Below are 17058 nucleotides of genomic sequence, written 5' to 3' on the forward strand. Positions count from 1 at the left end.
GAGATGGTGATGCCCGGCGACAACGTGACGATCACCGTCAAGCTGATCGCCCCGATCGCCATGGAAGAGGGCCTGCGCTTTGCCATCCGCGAGGGCGGCAAGACCGTGGGCGCCGGCGTCGTCGCCAAGATCATGGAATGAGGCTTTGGGGTCAGATCACTCGCGAAGCGATGTGCTCCGACCCCAACTGATTAGGAAACAGAAATGGCTCAACAAAAGATCCGCATCCGCCTCAAGGCCTTCGATTACAAGCTGATCGACCAGTCCGCCGCCGAGATCGTCGACACCGCCAAGCGCACCGGCGCCATCGTCAAGGGCCCGGTGCCCCTGCCGACGCGCATGAAGCGCTTCGACATCCTGCGCTCGCCGCACGTCAACAAGAGCTCGCGCGACCAGTTCGAGATCCGCACCCACCAGCGCCTCATGGACATCGTCGACCCGACCGACAAGACCGTGGACGCGCTGATGAAGCTGGACCTGCCGGCCGGCGTGGACGTCGAAATCAAGCTGCAGTAAACACGGCAGCGAGGAAGTCAGTACCCGCTCTTGGCAGCTTTGCCGGGGCCGGTCTATAATCTCGGGCTCCGCGCCGTCAAGGTGCGGAGCTTTTTTCAACCTTCTTTCGCCGTTTCGCCCCTGGGGCGCGACGTCCAACGCAGAAGCCAATTGCAGCGGCTGCGGTGAAAGCAACGGAGCAAGAACATGAGTCAGAGCAACTCCCTCGGGTTGCTGGGCCGCAAGGTGGGCATGATGCGCCTGTTCACCGATGACGGGGATGCCATTCCCGTCACGGTGGTCGACGTGTCGGGCAACCGCGTCACCCAGGTCAAGACCCAGGAAAACGACGGCTACGTGGCCCTGCAGGTCACGTTCGGCAAGCGCCGTCCCTCGCGCGTGTCCAAGCCCCTGGCCGGCCATTTGGCCAAGGCCGGCGTGGAAGCGGGCGAAATCATCCAGGAATTCCGCGTGACGGCCGAGGCCGCCGGCAAGTACGCCGCCGGCGCCACCCTGCCCGTGGCCGACGTGTTCTCCGTGGGCCAGCAGGTCGACGTGCAGGGCACCTCGATCGGCAAGGGCTACGCCGGCACCATCAAGCGCCACAACTTCAGCTCGCAGCGCGCCTCGCACGGCAACAGCCGTTCGCACAACGTGCCGGGTTCGATCTCCATGGCGCAGGACCCTGGCCGCGTGTTCCCGGGCAAGAAGATGACCGGCCACCTGGGCGACGAGACCGTCACCACCCAGAACCTGGACGTCATCCGCATCGACGAAGCGCGCCAGCTGCTGCTGATCCGCGGCGCCGTGCCCGGTGCCAAGGGTGGTTTCGTCACCGTGCGCCCGGCCGTGAAGGCCAAGGCCTCCGCGCAGCCCAAGGCTGCCTCGAAGTAAGGGAGCGAAGCCTCATGCAACTCGAACTCCTGAACGAGCAGGGCCAGGCCGCGTCCAAGGTGGACGCGCCCGAGACCGTGTTCGGCCGTGAATACAACGAGGACCTGGTCCACCAGATCGTCGTGGCCTACCAGGCCAATGCCCGCCAGGGAACGCGTGCCCAGAAGGACCGCCAGCAGGTCAAGCACTCGACCAAGAAGCCGTTCAAGCAGAAGGGCACGGGCCGCGCCCGCGCCGGCATGACCTCCTCGCCGCTGTGGCGCGGGGGCGGCCGCATCTTCCCGAACAGCCCGGAAGAGAACTTCACCCAGAAGATCAACAAGAAGATGTACCGCGCCGGCATGGCGTCCATCTTCTCCCAGCTGGCCCGCGAAGGGCGCCTGGCCGTGGTCGACTCCCTCAAGGTGGATTCGCCCAAGACCAAGCAGCTGGCCGCGAAGTTCAAGGCGATGAACCTCGAGTCGGTGCTGGTGATCGCCGAGGAAGTCGACGAGAACCTGTACCTCGCCTCCCGCAACCTGGCCAACGTGCTCGTGCTCGAGCCGCGTTACGCCGATCCGCTGTCGCTGGTGCACTTCAAGAAGGTGCTGCTCACCAAGGGTGCCCTCGACCAGCTCAAGGAGATGTTCGCATGAGCCGTGTGAACCCCACTCCCGCCGAGCGCAAGTTCGACGAAGGCCGCCTGATGCAGGTGCTGCTCGCACCGGTCGTCTCCGAGAAGGCGACGCACGTGGCGGACAAGACCAATGCGGTCACCTTCAAGGTGCTGCAGGACGCCACCAAGCCCGAGATCAAGGCTGCCGTGGAACTGATGTTCAAGGTCGAGGTCACCGGCGTGTCGGTGGTCAATACCAAGGGCAAGACCAAGCGCTTCGGCCGCTCGGTGGGCCGCCGCGACAACGTTCGCAAGGCCTACGTGACGCTCAAGGAAGGCCAGGAGCTCAACCTCTCCGGGGAGGCCGCGTAAATCATGGCAGTCGTGAAGATGAAACCGACCTCGCCCGGCCAGCGTGCCGTGGTCAAGGTCACGCGCGACCACCTGTACAAGGGTGAGGCGTACGCGCCCCTGCTGGAGAAGAAGTTCCAGAAGGCCGGCCGCAACAACAACGGCCACATCACCGTTCGCCACAAGGGCGGCGGCCACAAGCACCACTACCGCGTGGTGGACTTCGTGCGCAACAAGGACGGCATCCCAGCCAAGGTGGAGCGCATCGAGTACGACCCGAACCGCACGGCCCACATCGCCCTGGTGGTGTATGCCGACGGCGAGCGCCGCTACATCATTGCCCCGCGCGGGCTGGAAGTCGGCGCCCAGCTGGTGTCCGGCTCCGAGGCCCCGATCCGCGCCGGCAACACCCTGCCGATCCGCAACATCCCGGTGGGTTCGACCATCCACTGCATCGAGCTGCAGCCCGGCAAGGGCGCGCAGATCGCGCGGTCGGCCGGCACCTCGGCGACGCTGCTGGCCCGCGAGGGCACCTACGCGCAGGTGCGCATGCGCTCCGGCGAAGTGCGCCGCGTGCACATCGAGTGCCGCGCCACCATCGGCGAAGTGGCCAACGAAGAGCACAGCCTGCGCCAGCTCGGCAAGGCCGGCGTCAAGCGCCACATGGGCATCCGCCCGACGGTGCGCGGCGTCGCGATGAACCCGATCGACCACCCGCACGGCGGCGGCGAGGGCCGCACCGGCACGGGCAAGCCGCCGGTCGATCCGTGGGGCAACCTGACCAAGGGCTACCGCACGCGTAACAACAAGCGCACGCAGACCTTCGTCGTCTCGCGTCGCAAGAAGTAAGGGGTCGCACAGATGACTCGCTCTCTCAAGAAGGGTCCGTTCGTGGACCACCACCTGGTGGCCAAGGCCGACAAGGCCGTGACGACCAAGGACAAGAAGCCGATCAAGACCTGGTCGCGCCGCTCGATGATCCTGCCCGAGTTCATCGGGCTGACCATCGCCGTGCACAACGGCAAGCAGCACGTCCCGGTCTACGTGACCGACCAGATGGTGGGCCACAAGCTCGGCGAGTTCGCCCTGACGCGCACCTTCAAGGGCCACCCGGCGGACAAGAAAGTCCAGAAGAAGTAAGGAGCAGACACCATGGAAACCCGTGCAGTCCTCCGCGGCGTCCGCCTGTCCGTCGACAAGGGCCGGCTGGTGGCCGACCTGATCCGCGGCAAGAAGGTGGACCAGGCCCTGAACATCCTGAACTTCACCCAGAAGAAGGCCGCCATCGTGGTGCGCAAGGTGCTGGAGTCCGCCATCGCGAACGCCGAGCACAACGAAGGCGCCGACATCGACGAACTGAAGGTCAAGACCATCTACGTCGAACAGGGCGCCACGCTCAAGCGCTTCACGGCGCGTGCCAAGGGTCGCGGCAACCGCATCAGCAAGCCCACGTGCCATGTGTACGTGACGGTCGGCAACTGAGGCAAGGCAAGAATATGGGACAAAAAATCCACCCGACCGGCTTCCGTCTCTCGGTCAGCCGCAACTGGGCCAGCCGCTGGTACGCCAACAACCGCGACTTCGCCGGCATGCTGGCCGAGGACATCAAGGTCCGCGACTACCTCAAGAGCAAGCTGAAGAACGCCGCGGTTTCGCGCGTGCTGATCGAGCGCCCCGCCAAGAACGCCCGCATCACCATCTACTCGGCCCGCCCGGGCGTGGTGATCGGCAAGAAGGGCGAGGACATCGAGGCGCTGAAGAAGGAACTGGCCACCCGCCTGGGCGTGCCGGTCGCCGTCAACATCGAGGAAGTGCGCAAGCCCGAAGTCGATGCCCAGCTGATCGCCGACTCGATCACCCAGCAGCTCGAGAAGCGCATCATGTTCCGCCGCGCCATGAAGCGCGCGATGCAGAACGCCATGCGCCTGGGCGCGCAGGGCATCAAGATCATGTCCTCGGGCCGCCTGAACGGCATCGAGATCGCGCGCACCGAGTGGTACCGCGAAGGTCGCGTGCCGCTGCACACGCTGCGCGCCGACATCGACTACGGCTTCTCCGAGGCCAAGACCACCTATGGCGTCATCGGCGTCAAGGTCTGGGTCTACAAGGGCGACACCCTCGGCCGCAGCGATGCGCCGTCGCTGGACAGCACCCCCCGCCCCGAGGGCGAGGAGCGCCGTGGTCCGCGCGGCCCGCGCCGTGACGGCCGTGGCGGCCCCGGCGGCGATCGCCGTGGCCCCTCGCGCGGTCCGCGCGGCGGTGCCGGCGCCGGCACCAGCGCCGCCCCTGCCGATGGCAGCGACAAGCCCCAAGAGGCAACTGGAGGCGCGGATGCGCCGAAACCCGCCGTTAAGCGCGTAGCCCGCAAGGTCGCCGCGCCGGCCGCCACCCCGGCCGACGGCAAAGGAGAGTAAACATGCTGCAACCCGCTCGACGCAAGTACCGCAAAGAGCAGAAGGGCCGCAACACCGGCATCGCGACCCGTGGCAACACGGTCGCCTTCGGTGACTTCGGCCTGAAGTCCACCGACCGCGGCCGCCTGACGGCTCGCCAGATCGAGGCCGCGCGCCGCGCGATCTCCCGCCACGTCAAGCGCGGCGGCCGCATCTGGATCCGCGTGTTCCCCGACAAGCCGATCTCGCAGAAGCCGGCCGAAGTCCGCATGGGCAACGGCAAGGGCAACCCCGAGTTCTACGTCGCCGAGATCCAGCCGGGCAAGGTGCTCTACGAGATCGTGGGCGTGCCCGAGGAACTGGCGCGCGAGGCGTTCCGCCTGGCCGCGGCCAAGCTGCCGCTGCGCACCACGTTCGTGTCGCGCATGATCGGCGCGTAAGGAGCACAGCATGAGCAAAGCATCCGACCTGCGCCAGAAGGACGTGGCCGCCCTCGAAGCCGAGGTCAAGGACCTGCAGCGGGCCCACTTCGGCCTGCGCATGCAGAAGGCCACCCAGCAGTTGAACAACACCGCCTCGCTGCGCGTCACGCGCCGCGACATCGCGCGCGCCAAGACCATCCTGGCCCAGAAGCGCGCCGAATCCGCCGCCAAGTAAGGAGTGACGAACATGACGGAAGCCAAGACCTCCCTCAAGCGCACCCTGGTCGGCAAGGTGGTGAGCGACAAGCGCGCCAAGACCGTGACGGTCCTGGTCGAGCGCCGCGTCAAGCACGAGCTCTACGGCAAGATCGTGGCGCGCTCGAGCAAGTACCACGCCCACGACGAGAAGGGCGAGTACCACGTCGGCGACCTGGTCGAGATCACCGAGAGCCGGCCGATCTCCAAGACCAAGAACTGGGTCGCCACGCGCCTGGTCCAGAAGGCGGCGGCGGTCTGACCCACCCCGGCGCAGCGCCATTCGAAACGGCCCACAATGTGGGCCGTTTTCTTTTTCCACCCACGCAACAGGAGAACCCATGATCAAGGTCGGAGACAGCCTGCCGGACGTCACGCTGCAGGAGTACTCGGAAGTCGAAGGCAACGGTTGCAGCATCGGCCCCAACCCGGTGAAGGTGAAGGACGCCGCCGCCGGCAAGACCATCGCGCTCTTCGCCCTGCCCGGCGCCTTCACGCCCACCTGCTCGGCCAAGCACGTGCCCGGCTACGTGCAGCAGTTCGACGAACTGAAGAAGGCCGGCGTCGACGAGATCTGGTGCGTCAGCGTCAACGACGCCTTCGTCATGGGCGCCTGGGCGCGCGACCAGAAGACCGACGGCAAGGTGCGCATGCTGGGCGACGGCAGCGCCGAGTTCGCCAAGGCCACCGGCCTGACCATGGACCTCACCGGCCGCGGCATGGGCCTGCGCAGCGCCCGCTACTCCATGCTGGTCAAGGACGGCAAGGTCGCCACGCTCAACGTCGAGGCGCCGGGCAAGTTCGAGGTGAGCGACGCCGGCACCCTGCTGGCGCAGGTCAAGGGCTGACGCCCGGCGTGCCCTCTCCGTGCGGGGAGGGCGCTCCCTCTCACAGGTCGACCTTGAGGTAGTGCGCCCCGGGGATGGGGTTGTGGTAGTAGGGATCGATCGCCACGAAGCCCAGGTCCTCGTACAGGGCCCGCGCCGCCTCCATGTCATCCAGCGTGTCCAGCAGCACGCAGGCATAGCCGCCCTGCCGGGCGGCATCCAGGATGGCCTCGGCCAGCCGGCGGCCCAGGCCGAAGCCGCGGAAGGCCTTGCGCACGTACAGCCGCTTCATCTCGGCAGCATTGGGGTAGTCGCTGGCGATCAGCGGGCGCAGCGCACAGCAGCCCGCCAACGCGCCGTCCACCCGCGCCAGCAGCAGGGTGCCGTGGGGCGCCGCATAGTCCCCCGGGAGGGACAGCAGCTCGTCGTCGAAGCCCTGGAAGCACAGGTCCACGCCCAGGCCCTGGGCGTACTCCCGGAACAGCTCTCGCGTGGCGTCCAGCTCCTCGGGGCTGGTGGCGGTCGCCACCTCGATCACAGGCAGGTCGGCCGTCGGCAATGGAATGGCAGCAAAGGTAGTGGCAGAGCAGGGCAGTTTAGCCGCAGCCCGCGGAGCCTCAAGCTCAGCCGGGATAGCGGGCCTATCGCACCAGCCACCAGACCGCGCCGGCGCATGCCGCGAACACGCCCAGGGCCGCCAGCCGGCTGGCGGCATCGTCGCGCGACGGGGCTGCCGGGAAGGCCAGCACCTTGTCGCCGCGCAGCATGGGACCGACCAGGTCCTGCTTCCTGCGCCACTGGTAGAACACGATGGCCGCGACGTGCAGGCCGATCAGCGCGACCAGCAGCCACTGGCCCACGTCGGCGTGCCAGGCGGTCGCGGCCAGTCCGGTCTCGGTGTCCACCAGGCGGTTGAGCGGCCCCTGGAAGGCGATCTCGTCGTCACTGACCAGGCCGGTGCCGACCTGGGCCAGCAGCGCGGCCAGCATGGCCAGCACCGACGCGGCGCCCAGGGGGTTGTGGCCCACCAGGTGATCCCGGTGCGGCCGCCCGCGCAGGTAGGCGACCACGCTGGCGGGCGCATGCAGCAAGGCGGCGAACCGAGACCAGCGGCCGCCGACCAGGCCCCAGACCAGCCGGAACGCGAGCAGCGCCAGGACGGCGATGCCCAGGCGGGCGTGCCATTCGATCCAGGTGCCCGGCGCCCAGGCGGTCGCCAGCAAGCCGATGACGCAGGCCACCAGGGCCCAGTGGAACAGGCGGGTCGGCAGGTCCCAGACCCGGATGGTGTGCGTGCTCATGGGTTCGTTCACGCGCCGGATTGTGCGTGCAATCGCCGAGTGCGCCGGCGCCACGCCAATTCCCGAGTGGAGTGGTCGTGCCGCGAACTCTTGCTACAAACCCGGCGCCGCACCGCGGTACCCATCAACCCGGAGAACTGCATGAGATTTTTCGCCCCCCTGGCCGTCGTCGCCGCTGCTGTCGCCTTCGCGGCGCCCGCCTCGGCGCAATTCGCCAAGCCCGAGGACGCCGTGAAGTACCGCCAGAACGCGCTGTTCGTGATGGCGCAGCACTTCGGCCGCATCGGCGCCATGGTGAACGGCAAGGCCCCCTACGACGCGAAGGCGGCGGTGGAAAACGCCGAGATCGTCAACGTGATGGCGCGGCTGCCGTGGGCGGGCTTCGTCGCCGGCACCGACAAGGTGGGTAACACCAAGGCGAAATCGGAGATCTGGTCCGAGCAGGTGAAGTTCAAGGAGCACAACGACAAGCTGGTCGGCGAGTCCGCCAAGCTGCTCGCCGCCGCCAAAACCAACAACCTGGACAACCTGAAGGCCGCATTCGGCGCCACCGCCGGTACCTGCAAGGCCTGCCACGACGATTTCCGGAACCGGTGACCTGGATGGCGCCGCTGCCGCGGCGCATGCAGGCAACAAAAAGGGCGCCACCGGCGCCCTTCGCTTTTCATCGCAAGCTGATTCACCCTTCCGCCAGCAGCCGCTCGATCAGCTGGTGCAGTTCGGCGAAGTCGGGCTGGCCGACGTAGCGCTTCACGATCTCGCCGCGCTTGTTGACGATGTAGGTGGTGGGCGTGATCTGCACGTCGCCCCAGGCCTTGGCCACGGCGCCCGTGTTGTCGATCGCCACCGGGAACGGCAGCTTGCGGGTCTCGGCGTAATTGACGACGTAGCTCGGCGGGTCGTAGCTCATCGCGACGGCCAGCGTCTCGTAGCCGCGCGACTTGTACTTGTCGTAGGTTTCCACGATGTGGGGCATCTCGGCGACGCAGGTGGTGCAACTCGTGGCCCAGAAATTGACCAGCGTGACCTTGCCCTTGAGGTCGGTGGTGGTCTTCTTGCTCCCATCCAGCAGCACGAACGTCGACTCCGGCGCAGCCGCCGTCCCGGTGCCCAGGAACACGGCGGCGCCCCCGGCCACCAGGGCCGCGGCCACCACGCCAATCAGTGCTTTCTTCATCGCCCGTCCAGTTTACGACCCGGATGGACTCCCACGCCGGCAAAAGGTTTCTTCCGCGGCCTCAGGCGCAGCCCGACAGGATGCCGGCCAGCTCGGCCGGGCGGCTGACCATGGGGTCATGGCCGGTGGCCAGCTCGACCACGCGGGCCCCCGCGCCGCCACGCCAGGCGCCGCCCCAGAGGTTCGGGTCGGCCATCCGCGGGCGGATCGCGTCGATGGTGGGCAGGGCCGGCGCCGTGCAGTTGACGAAGGTGCGCGGGATTGCGGCGACGCGGGCCGGGTCGAAGGCCAGCACCGCTTCGTAGCAATGGCCCGGTTGCGGCGTCAGCCGGCGCTTGACCCACTGGTAGTCGGCGGTGACCAGCCCGTAGTTGTCGGGGTCCGGCACGGCGAGGGCGAAGTCGGGCGAGGCGGCGGCGCTGGCCAGCCGGGCCTCGCGCACGGCGCGCGCATGGGTGCTGCTCCAGCTCTCGCCGGGGCGCGGAACCACCGCATCGACGTAGACCAGGTGCCGCAGCCGGGAGCCCAGTCGGTCGGCGATCGCGGTGCCGATCATGCCGGCGTAGGAGTGCACGGCCAACACGACCTGGTCCATCTCCTCGGCCTCGATGGCGGCTGCCACGTCCTGGATGTGGGTCTCGAGCGTGATGGCCGGCGACAGCAGGTGGGCGCGCTCGCCCAGCCCGGTCAGCGTCACCGCATGCGCCCGGTGGCCTTCGCGCGCCAGCGCCTGCACCACCCGCTGCCAGCACCAGCCGCCGTGCCATGCGCCATGGACCAGGACGAAGTTCGCCATCAGATCACCCCCTGCTGCTGCAACCCGGAAATGCGCTCCTCGTCCCAGCCGAGCACGCCGGCGAGCACCTCGTGCGTGTGCTGCCCCAGCAGCGGCGGCGGCCGCTCGCTGCGCACCGGGGTCGCGCCCATCTTGATCGGGCTGCCCACCAGCCGCAGGGCCTCGGCCAGCGGGTGCTGCCATTCGGTCACCATGCCGCGTTCGCGCACCTGCGGGTCGGCAAAGACTTCGCCGATGTTGTTGATCGCGCCGCAGGGCACCTTGGCGGCCTCCAGCGCCGCCAGCCAGTCGGCCTTGCCGCGGCCCTTCATCACCTGCTCGAGCAGGGGCACCAGCACGGCGCGGTGCCGCACCCGGTCCTGGTTGCGCGCGAAGCGCTCGTCGCGCGCCAGTTCCGGCCGGCCCGCGACTTCGCAGAACTTGGCGAACTGGCCGTCGTTGCCGACCGCCAGGATGATGTGGTCCTTGCTGCCGTCGGCGGCTGGCGCCACCTCGAACACCTGGTAGGGCACGATGTTCTGGTGCGCGTTGCCGGCCCGGCCCGGCACCTTGCCGCTGACCAGGTAGTTGGCGCCCAGGTTGGCCAGCATGGCCACCTGGGTGTCCAGCAGCGCCATGTCGATGTGCTGGCCCTCGCCGGTGCGCTCGGCGTGCCGCAGCGCGGCGAGGATGGCCACCGTCGCATACAGGCCGGTGAACAGGTCGGCCACCGCGACACCGACCTTCTGCGGACCGCCGCCGAGGTCGTCGCGCTCCCCGGTGATGCTCATGAGGCCGCCCATGCCCTGCACCGCGTAGTCATAGCCGGCGCGCTCGCGGTAGGGACCGGTCTGGCCGAAGCCGGTGATGCTGCAGTAGACCAGCCGGGGGTTGAGGGCGCGCAGCGAGTCCCAGTCCAGCCCGTAGCGGGCCATGTCCCCCACCTTGAAGTTCTCCACGAACACGTCGCAGTGGCGCACCAGTTCGCGCACCAGTTCCTGCCCGGCCGGCTGGGCGATGTCGCAGGTCACCGAGCGCTTGTTGCGGTTGGCGCCCAGGTAGTAGGCGGCCTCGCGCGTGTCCTGCCCGTCGCGGTCCTGCAGGAACGGCGGGCCCCAGCTGCGCGTGTCGTCGCCGCTGCCCGGGCGCTCGACCTTGATCACGTCGGCGCCGAGGTCGGCCAGTGTCTGGGTGCACCAGGGCCCCGCCAGCACGCGGGACAGGTCGAGGATGCGGATGCCGTCGAGGGAATTCATGGGCGGGATTGTCGAACGGAACCGTATCATCGACCGATGCCCCGAACCTGCGCCGTGCGCCCGAATCCGAAGTCCGCATGACGTTGCTGAGCCGGCGAGCGGCGATCCAGGTGTTCCTGGCCTTCGCGTTCGCGTATTTCTTCTCCGCCCTGCTGCGCGCCGTCACGGCCACCCTGGCGCCCACCCTGACCAGCGAATTCGCGCTCAGCGCGCGCGACCTCGGCCTGCTGGCCGGCGGCTACTTCATCGGCTTCGCCGCCACCCAGCTGCCGCTGGGCACCTGGCTGGACCGGCACGGCCCGAAGAAGGTGATCATCGCCTTCCTGTCGATCGCGGTCCTGGGCTGCGCCGCCTTCTCGCTGGCCGGCAGCTTCGCCACCCTGCTGGCCGCCCGCGTCCTGTGCGGGGTCGGCGTCAGCGCCTGCCTGATGGCGCCGCTGACGGGCTTTCGCCGCTGGCTGGATCCCGCCGCCCAGCTGCGCGCCAACTCCTGGATGCTGATGACCGGCTCCTTCGGCATGCTGGCCTCCACCCTGCCCGTGCAATGGCTGGTGCCGCTGGCGGGCTGGCGTCCGCTGTTCTGGGGCCTGGCCGCGCTGATCGCGCTGTCCATGCTGGTGCTGGCCTGGAAGGTGCCGGCCTGGCAGGCGCCCGCTCCCGCCACCGGCTCGCCGGCCAGCTATGCCGAGGTCTGGCGCAACCCCTACTTCCAGCGCATGGTGCCGATCGGCTTCTTCAGCTACGGCGGCATGCTGGCCCTGCAGACGCTGTGGGCGGGGCCGTGGATGGTGCGGGTCGCCGGCTACACGCCGATCGAGTCGGCGCAGGGCCTGTTCACCATCAACCTGTCGATGCTGCTGACCTTCTGGAGCTGGGGCATGGTCACGCCCCTGCTGGCGCGGCGCGGGCTCAGTGCCGAGCGGCTGATCGCCTGGGGGCTGCCCTGGAGCCTGCTGGTGCTGGCCGGCATCGTCTGGGCCGGGCCCGCGGCCGGTGCGCCGGCGCTGGCCCTCTTCTGCGTCACGTCCACCTTCGTGACGCTGGCCCAGCCTGCGGTCGGCATGGCGTTCCCGGCAGCCCTCGCCGGCCGCGCCCTGTCGGCCTACAACCTGGTCGTCTTCCTGGGCGTGTTCACCCTTCAATGGGGCATCGGCCTGCTGGTGGACGGCTTCGAGGCGCTGGGCTGGACCCAGGTGGCGGCCTTCCGTGGCGCCTTCGCCATGTTCCTCGCCTTCAGCGTCGCCTCGTACGCCTGGTTCCTGCTGGGGAACCGGGATAATCCGAAGGCCGGCCAGCCGGTCTCGTCATGAATGCGATCCTGATCATCGGCCACGCACCGCTCGCCACCGCGCTGCGCCAGTGCGCGCTGCACGTGTTCCCCGATTGCGGACCGACCCTGGCGGCCATCGACGTGCTGCCCGACGCCGCACCGGAAGCGACCCTGGCCGAGGGCCGGGCCGCCCTGGGCCGGATCGCCGCGGAGCCCGGCGTGGACGGCGTGCTGGTGCTCGCCGACCTGTTCGGCGCCACGCCCGGCAACGTCGCCCAGAAGCTGGTCGATGGCGTGAGCTCGCGCCTGATCACCGGCGTCAACCTGCCGATGCTGCTGCGCAGCGTCTGCTACCGCAACGAAGCGCTGGACGCGCTGGTCTCGCGCGCCGTTGTCGGCGGCACCCAGGGCGTGATGCAGGTGGCCCCCGGAGCACCCAGCAACCCCCCGCCCCGCCGTCCATGATCTCGACCCGCACCACCATCGCCAACAAGCTCGGGCTGCATGCGCGCGCTTCGGCCAAGCTCACCAAGCTGGCCGCGAGCTACCCGTGCGACGTCTGGATGAGCAAGGGCGAGCGACGGGTCAATGCCAAGAGCATCATGGGCGTGATGATGCTGGCCGCCGGCGTCGGCAGCGAGGTGCTGCTGGAGGCCGAGGGCCCGCGCGAGCAGGAGTGCATCGATGCCATGGTTGCGCTGATCCGCGACAAGTTCGGGGAAGGGGAATGAGAGCCCCCACGCTCCCCCACTTCGTGTGGCTCGCTGCCCCCCAAGAGGGCCGCGTTCCGCCTTCGGGCGGCCGGGCGGCGGAACGATGACCTTCGCCGTCCACGGCCTCCCAGTAGCGCGCGGCATCGCCATCGGCCGCGCGGTGCTGATGGCCGGGCGCGTGGACGTGGCGCACTACTTCATCGAGCCCTCGCAGGTCGATGCCGAGATCGCCCGCGTGCGCGAGGGCCGCAACGCGGTGGTGGACGAGATCCAGCGCCTGCAGCAGTCGATCGCCGCGATGGGACCGAAGGAGGCACCGCACGAGCTGTCGGCGCTGCTGGACGTGCACCTGATGCTGCTGCAGGACCAGGACCTGATCGACGGCGTCAAGCACTGGATCCGCGAGCGCCTGTACAACGCCGAGTGGGCGCTGACCACCCAGCTCGAGCAGCTCTCGCGCCAGTTCGACGAGATGGAGGACGAGTACCTGCGCGAGCGCAAGGCCGACCTCGAGCAGGTGGCCGAGCGGATCCTGCGCTACATGAAGGGCGTGCCCTCGCCGGTGGCCGCGCCGCCGCCGCGCCGCCGCACCACCCAGCAGGACCTGCTGCTGGACGGCGGGGTCGACGTGCCGCTGGTGCTGATCGCGCACGACCTGTCGCCGGCCGACATGCTGCAGTTCAAGCAGAGCGTGTTCGCCGGCTTCGTCACCGACGTCGGAGGGCGCAACTCGCACACCGCCATCGTGGCGCGCAGCATGGACATCCCGGCGGTGGTGGGCGCGCGCGGGGCCAGCCAGCTGGTGCGCCAGGACGACTGGGTGATCATCGACGGCGACGAGGGCGTGATGATCGTCGACCCCTCGCCCATCATCCTGGCCGAGTACGGCTTCAAGCAGCGCCAGGCCGAGCTCGAGCGGGGGCGCCTGCTGCGCCTGCGGCACACCCCGGCGGTCACCCTGGACGGCGAGAAGATCGAACTGCTGGCCAACATCGAACTGCCGGAGGATGCCGCCATCGCCGTCGAGGCCGGGGCGGTCGGCGTCGGCCTGTTCCGCAGCGAGTTCATGTTCATGAACCGGCGCGGCCCGCTACCCGGCGAGGACGAGCAGTACGAGGCGTACCGCCGCGCCGTGGACGGCATGCACGGCCTGCCGGTGACCATCCGAACCATCGACGTGGGCGCCGACAAGCCGCTGGACGACGAGCGCGACGCCGACCACCTCAACCCGGCGCTGGGGCTGCGGGCCATCCGCTGGTGCCTGGCCGATCCGGGGATGTTCCTGACCCAGCTGCGCGCCATCCTGCGGGCCGCCGCGCACGGCAAGGTCAACCTGCTGATCCCCATGCTGGCCCATGCCAGCGAGATCCGCCAGACGCTGGCGCTGGTGGACGCGGCCCGTGCCGAACTGGATGCCCGCGGCGTCGCCTACGGGCCGGTGCAGATGGGCGCGATGATCGAGATCCCGGCGGCGGCGCTCACGCTCAAGACCTTCCTGCGCCACTTCGATTTCCTGTCCATAGGCACCAACGACCTGATCCAGTACACGCTGGCGATCGACCGGGCCGACGAGTCGGTGGCCCACCTGTACGACCCGCTGCACCCGGCCGTGCTGAACCTGGTGGCGCAGACCATCGCCGAGTGCAATGCACAGGGCAAGGGCGTCAGCGTCTGCGGCGAGATGGCCGGCGACACCACGTACACGCGGTTGCTGCTGGGCCTGGGCCTGCGCAGCTTCTCCATGCACCCGGCACAGATCCTGGCGGTCAAGCAGGAGGTGCTGCGGGCCGACACGCGGCGCCTGCGCGACTGGGCGCGCGAGGTGGTCGCCGCCGAGGAGCCGGCCAAGCTGCTGATGTAGCTCCGGCTCCGGCGCCAAGGATTACGGGTTCTGGTAGCTGTCGGCCGGTGCCATGGCGGGGCCGGCCCCGCTGGCTTCGCCCGGCGGCGTCCCGGCGCGCGGCGCAACCCCGGCGACCGCCGGCGGCTCGCGGGGTGGCGCCACCACCACGGCGTGCTCGATGACCCGGCCCGGCTCGTCCGGCGGCCCGACCACCACCGGCCGCACCGGCGGGAACCCCAGCGCCGGACCCCCGTTCACCGCGTACTCCGCCGGATAGGGGTTGGCAGGGGTCAGGGGCAGCAGCTCCGGCTGCAGCTGGGGTGGTCGCTCGAACAGGCTGCCCCAGGCGGGCGGCTGCGGCTCCCACGACCAGGGTTGCGGCGCCGCCGGGAAGCGCGCGGCGGTATCGACCAGCCGCGCGTCCACGATGCGGCGCATGAATTCGCCCACCATCGGCAGCGCGCTACGGGCGCCCTGCCCCCAGCTGTCCGGCATCCGGATGCGGCTGTCGTTGAAGCCGACCCAGGCGCCCGAGACCAGCCGCGGGTGCATCAGGATGAACCAGCCGTCGGTGTTGTCCTGGGTGGTGCCGGTCTTGCCGGCCAGTTCGCCCTTGAGCTTGTAGCGGGTGCGGATGGCGGCGCCGGTGCCGCGGTCGACGGCCGCCCGCATGGCCGCCAGCAGGTCGGCGTCGGCGGTGGGCGACAGCACCGACTCGGCGGGGGCCGGGGCGAAGGACTCCAGCACGCGACCGCTGCGGTCCTCCACGCTGAGCACCAGCAGCGGCGCCACGTAGTTGCCGCCGTTGGCGATGGTGGCATAGGCGGTGGCCATCTCCCGCAGCGTCACGCCGCTGGTGCCCAGGCCCAGCGAGGGCACCACCGCGAGCTTGCTGTCGCGCACGCCCATGGCCTGCGCGAGCCGCGCCACCGTGTCGGCGCCGACGTAATGCATCACCTGGGCCGTGATGGTGTTCTTGGAGCGCGCCAGCGCGTCGTGCAGGCTGATCGGCTGGTAGCTCGGCTCGCCGATGTCGGTCGGCCGCCACACCTTGCCGTCGGGGGTGACGTATTCCATCGGCTCGTCGATCAGCATGTCGGTCGGCAGGGCGCCGAGCTCGAAGGCGGCGCCATAGACGAAGGGCTTGAAGGTCGAGCCGGCCTGGCGGCGGGCCTGGTTCACGTGGTCGAACTGGTCGAGCTGGAAGTCGCGGCTGCCCACCCAGGCGCGGACGTAGCCGGTGCCGGGCTCCAGGGCCACGAAGCCGGCCTCGAGGCGGGTCTTGTCCGCGCGCAGCGCCTTCATGAAGCCGGCGTCCGCCCGCAGTCGCGCGATGGCCTGGGCCTCGTCCTGCCCCGCTGCCCGCGCGGCCTGGAACTGCGGGCTCTCGCGGATGAAGGCGTCGACCAGCTCGCGCTGTCCGTCCCAGCCCTTGCGCCCATCCCAGGCCTTGTCGACGCGCTGCTGCAGTCGCTCGGTCTGCTGCGCCACTGCCTCGGCGGCCATGGCCTGGGCGCGCGAGTCCAGCGTGGTGCGCACCACCAGTCCGTCGGAGTGGATGTTGTAGCCGTTGCGGTCGGCCCAGTCGATCAGCCAGCGCCGCAGCAGCACGGTGAAGTGCGGCGCCGGCCCGAGCAGCTCGTCACGGCGCTCGAACTTGACCTGCAGCGGCGTGTCCTTGAGCTGCTCGAATTGCTCGGCGTCCAGCCGGCCCGCGCGCACCATCTGCGCCATCACGACGTTGCGCCGCTCGCGGGCGCGCTCCGGGTTGAGCACCGGGTTGTACGAGGTGGTCCCCTTGAGCATGCCCACCAGCGTGGCGCTCTCGCGCACGTCCAGCTCGCGCGCCGGCTTGTCGAAGTAGGTGCGCGCGGCCATCTCGATGCCGTAGGTGTTGTAGAGGAAAGGCACCGTGTTCAGGTAGATCTCGAGGATGTCGTCCTTGCCGTAGACGCGCTCGATCTTCAGCGCGGTGATCGCCTCGCGCACCTTGCGCTCCAGCGTGGGCGCGCGGCCGATCGCCTCGGGGTACAGGTTGCGCGCCAGCTGCTGCGTCAGCGTCGAGCCGCCCTGCAGCCGCCCGCGCAAGGTGCTGAGGGCGGCGCCCGCGGTGCGGCGCAGGTCCAGGCCGTGGTGCTCGTAGAAGCGCTGGTCCTCGGTGGCCAGCAGGGCGTCGATCACGTGCGGCGAGATGTCCGCCAGCGGCACCCATTGGCGCCAGGTCTGACGGAATACCGCGAGTTGCTGCCCGTCCGAGGTCAGCAGCACGCTCGGGTGGTCGTCCTGGGTCCGCTTGAGGTCGCCGATCAGCGGCGTCTTGGGCAGCTGGTCGAGGACGTAGAGCACCGGCGGCACCGTCACCGCCACCACCAGCGCGACCAGGAAGGCCAGGGCCAGCAGCCAGGGGTGGCGCCGGACCCATGAGCGTTGCGGACGGGCAGGGGAAGCGGTGGCGCTGTCGGCCATGGTCGTATCGGGGGCGGGCGAACAA

At 69.4% G+C, this 17058-nt stretch carries 22 protein-coding genes and 2 pseudogenes; 18 read left to right on the forward strand and 6 right to left on the reverse strand.

Features of this window, described 5'->3' with window-relative positions:
• From tuf to VEC03_RS03570, 13 genes and pseudogenes are all read left to right on the forward strand, one after another.
• A pseudogene (gene tuf, locus VEC03_RS03510) lies at positions 1–141 on the forward strand (elongation factor Tu); the annotation flags it as partial.
• Positions 142–204: 63 nt separating this feature from the next.
• Entirely contained in the window at positions 205–516 is a 312-nt protein-coding gene (gene rpsJ / locus VEC03_RS03515; RefSeq protein WP_145895499.1) for a 30S ribosomal protein S10, read from the forward strand.
• A 186-nt stretch (positions 517–702) separates the two neighbouring features.
• Positions 703–1389: a 50S ribosomal protein L3 gene (gene rplC, locus VEC03_RS03520; protein WP_324912754.1), complete on the forward strand. Its 687-nt coding sequence runs from the start codon at positions 703–705 to the stop codon at positions 1387–1389.
• 14 nt (positions 1390–1403) lie between these two features.
• Positions 1404–2024: a 50S ribosomal protein L4 gene (gene rplD, locus VEC03_RS03525; protein ID WP_324912755.1), complete on the forward strand. Its 621-nt coding sequence runs from the start codon at positions 1404–1406 to the stop codon at positions 2022–2024.
• The gene (rplW, locus tag VEC03_RS03530) at positions 2021–2356 is read left to right on the forward strand and encodes a 50S ribosomal protein L23 (RefSeq protein ID WP_324912756.1); all 336 of its coding nucleotides are present in this window, start codon (positions 2021–2023) and stop codon (positions 2354–2356) included. Before rplD ends, rplW begins: the two co-directional genes overlap by 4 nt.
• A 3-nt stretch (positions 2357–2359) precedes the next feature.
• Complete coding sequence (gene rplB / locus VEC03_RS03535) at positions 2360–3184, forward strand: 50S ribosomal protein L2 (protein WP_324912757.1); 825 nt, start codon at positions 2360–2362, stop codon at positions 3182–3184.
• 12 nt (positions 3185–3196) lie between these two features.
• On the forward strand, positions 3197–3475 hold the full coding sequence (gene rpsS, locus VEC03_RS03540) for a 30S ribosomal protein S19 (protein ID WP_324912758.1): 279 nt from the start codon (positions 3197–3199) through the stop codon (positions 3473–3475).
• A 12-nt stretch (positions 3476–3487) separates the two neighbouring features.
• Complete coding sequence (gene rplV / locus VEC03_RS03545) at positions 3488–3817, forward strand: 50S ribosomal protein L22 (protein WP_324912759.1); 330 nt, start codon at positions 3488–3490, stop codon at positions 3815–3817.
• A gap of 14 nt (positions 3818–3831) precedes the next feature.
• Positions 3832–4749, forward strand: coding sequence for a 30S ribosomal protein S3 (rpsC, locus tag VEC03_RS03550; RefSeq protein ID WP_324912760.1), 918 nt, complete (start codon positions 3832–3834; stop codon positions 4747–4749).
• 2 nt (positions 4750–4751) lie between these two features.
• Positions 4752–5168, forward strand: a complete 417-nt coding sequence (rplP, locus tag VEC03_RS03555) for a 50S ribosomal protein L16 (protein WP_324912761.1) — start codon at positions 4752–4754, stop codon at positions 5166–5168.
• 10 nt (positions 5169–5178) lie between these two features.
• Positions 5179–5385: a 50S ribosomal protein L29 gene (rpmC, locus tag VEC03_RS03560; RefSeq protein ID WP_324912762.1), complete on the forward strand. Its 207-nt coding sequence runs from the start codon at positions 5179–5181 to the stop codon at positions 5383–5385.
• A gap of 12 nt (positions 5386–5397) precedes the next feature.
• Positions 5398–5667 (forward strand): 30S ribosomal protein S17, encoded by a 270-nt coding sequence (gene rpsQ / locus VEC03_RS03565; protein WP_324912763.1) that lies wholly within the window; start codon positions 5398–5400, stop codon positions 5665–5667.
• Between the two features lie 79 nt (positions 5668–5746).
• On the forward strand, positions 5747–6253 hold the full coding sequence (locus VEC03_RS03570) for a peroxiredoxin (RefSeq protein ID WP_324912764.1): 507 nt from the start codon (positions 5747–5749) through the stop codon (positions 6251–6253).
• Between the two features lie 40 nt (positions 6254–6293).
• On the opposite strand, the gene VEC03_RS03575 is transcribed toward VEC03_RS03570, so the two are convergent.
• Together VEC03_RS03575 and VEC03_RS03580 are read right to left on the reverse strand one after the other, a co-directional pair.
• Positions 6294–6770 carry a GNAT family N-acetyltransferase gene (locus tag VEC03_RS03575; protein WP_324912765.1) on the reverse strand — a complete coding sequence of 159 codons (477 nt, stop codon included), beginning with the start codon at positions 6768–6770 and terminating at the stop codon, positions 6294–6296.
• 103 nt (positions 6771–6873) lie between these two features.
• Entirely contained in the window at positions 6874–7533 is a 660-nt protein-coding gene (locus VEC03_RS03580; RefSeq protein WP_324912943.1) for a cytochrome b/b6 domain-containing protein, read from the reverse strand.
• A gap of 141 nt (positions 7534–7674) precedes the next feature.
• Here VEC03_RS03580 and VEC03_RS03585 point away from each other — a divergent pair, with 141 nt between their 5' ends.
• Complete coding sequence (locus tag VEC03_RS03585; RefSeq protein ID WP_324912766.1) at positions 7675–8130, forward strand: cytochrome c; 456 nt, start codon at positions 7675–7677, stop codon at positions 8128–8130.
• 82 nt (positions 8131–8212) lie between these two features.
• Here the strand turns inward: VEC03_RS03585 and VEC03_RS03590 are convergent, their stop codons facing one another.
• The 3 genes from VEC03_RS03590 to VEC03_RS03600 all read right to left on the reverse strand — a co-directional run bounded on the left by VEC03_RS03590 (position 8213) and on the right by VEC03_RS03600 (position 10741).
• On the reverse strand, positions 8213–8710 hold the full coding sequence (locus VEC03_RS03590; protein WP_324912767.1) for a TlpA disulfide reductase family protein: 498 nt from the start codon (positions 8708–8710) through the stop codon (positions 8213–8215).
• A gap of 61 nt (positions 8711–8771) precedes the next feature.
• The gene (locus VEC03_RS03595; protein ID WP_324912768.1) at positions 8772–9506 is read right to left on the reverse strand and encodes an alpha/beta fold hydrolase; all 735 of its coding nucleotides are present in this window, start codon (positions 9504–9506) and stop codon (positions 8772–8774) included.
• Complete coding sequence (locus VEC03_RS03600; RefSeq protein WP_324912769.1) at positions 9506–10741, reverse strand: CaiB/BaiF CoA-transferase family protein; 1236 nt, start codon at positions 10739–10741, stop codon at positions 9506–9508. Before VEC03_RS03600 ends, VEC03_RS03595 begins: the two co-directional genes overlap by 1 nt.
• 77 nt (positions 10742–10818) lie before the next feature.
• Here VEC03_RS03600 and VEC03_RS03605 point away from each other — a divergent pair, with 77 nt between their 5' ends.
• From VEC03_RS03605 to ptsP, 4 genes and pseudogenes are all read left to right on the forward strand, one after another.
• On the forward strand, positions 10819–12051 hold the full coding sequence (locus tag VEC03_RS03605; protein WP_324912770.1) for an MFS transporter: 1233 nt from the start codon (positions 10819–10821) through the stop codon (positions 12049–12051).
• Positions 12048–12501: pseudogene (locus VEC03_RS03610) on the forward strand (PTS sugar transporter subunit IIA); the annotation flags it as partial. The gene VEC03_RS03605 and the pseudogene VEC03_RS03610, both read left to right, overlap by 4 nt.
• A complete protein-coding gene (locus VEC03_RS03615) occupies positions 12473–12742 on the forward strand; it encodes an HPr family phosphocarrier protein (RefSeq protein WP_324912771.1) in 270 nt (89 codons plus the stop codon). The pseudogene VEC03_RS03610 and the gene VEC03_RS03615, both read left to right, overlap by 29 nt.
• An 85-nt stretch (positions 12743–12827) precedes the next feature.
• Positions 12828–14585 carry a phosphoenolpyruvate--protein phosphotransferase gene (gene ptsP, locus VEC03_RS03620; RefSeq protein WP_324912772.1) on the forward strand — a complete coding sequence of 586 codons (1758 nt, stop codon included), beginning with the start codon at positions 12828–12830 and terminating at the stop codon, positions 14583–14585.
• Between the two features lie 21 nt (positions 14586–14606).
• On the opposite strand, the gene VEC03_RS03625 is transcribed toward ptsP, so the two are convergent.
• The gene (locus VEC03_RS03625; RefSeq protein ID WP_324912773.1) at positions 14607–17033 is read right to left on the reverse strand and encodes a penicillin-binding protein 1A; all 2427 of its coding nucleotides are present in this window, start codon (positions 17031–17033) and stop codon (positions 14607–14609) included.
• Positions 17034–17058: the final 25 nt, after the last annotated feature.

Source organism: Ramlibacter sp. (genome assembly GCF_035627355.1).
Classification (GTDB): Bacteria; Pseudomonadota; Gammaproteobacteria; order Burkholderiales; family Burkholderiaceae_C; genus Ramlibacter.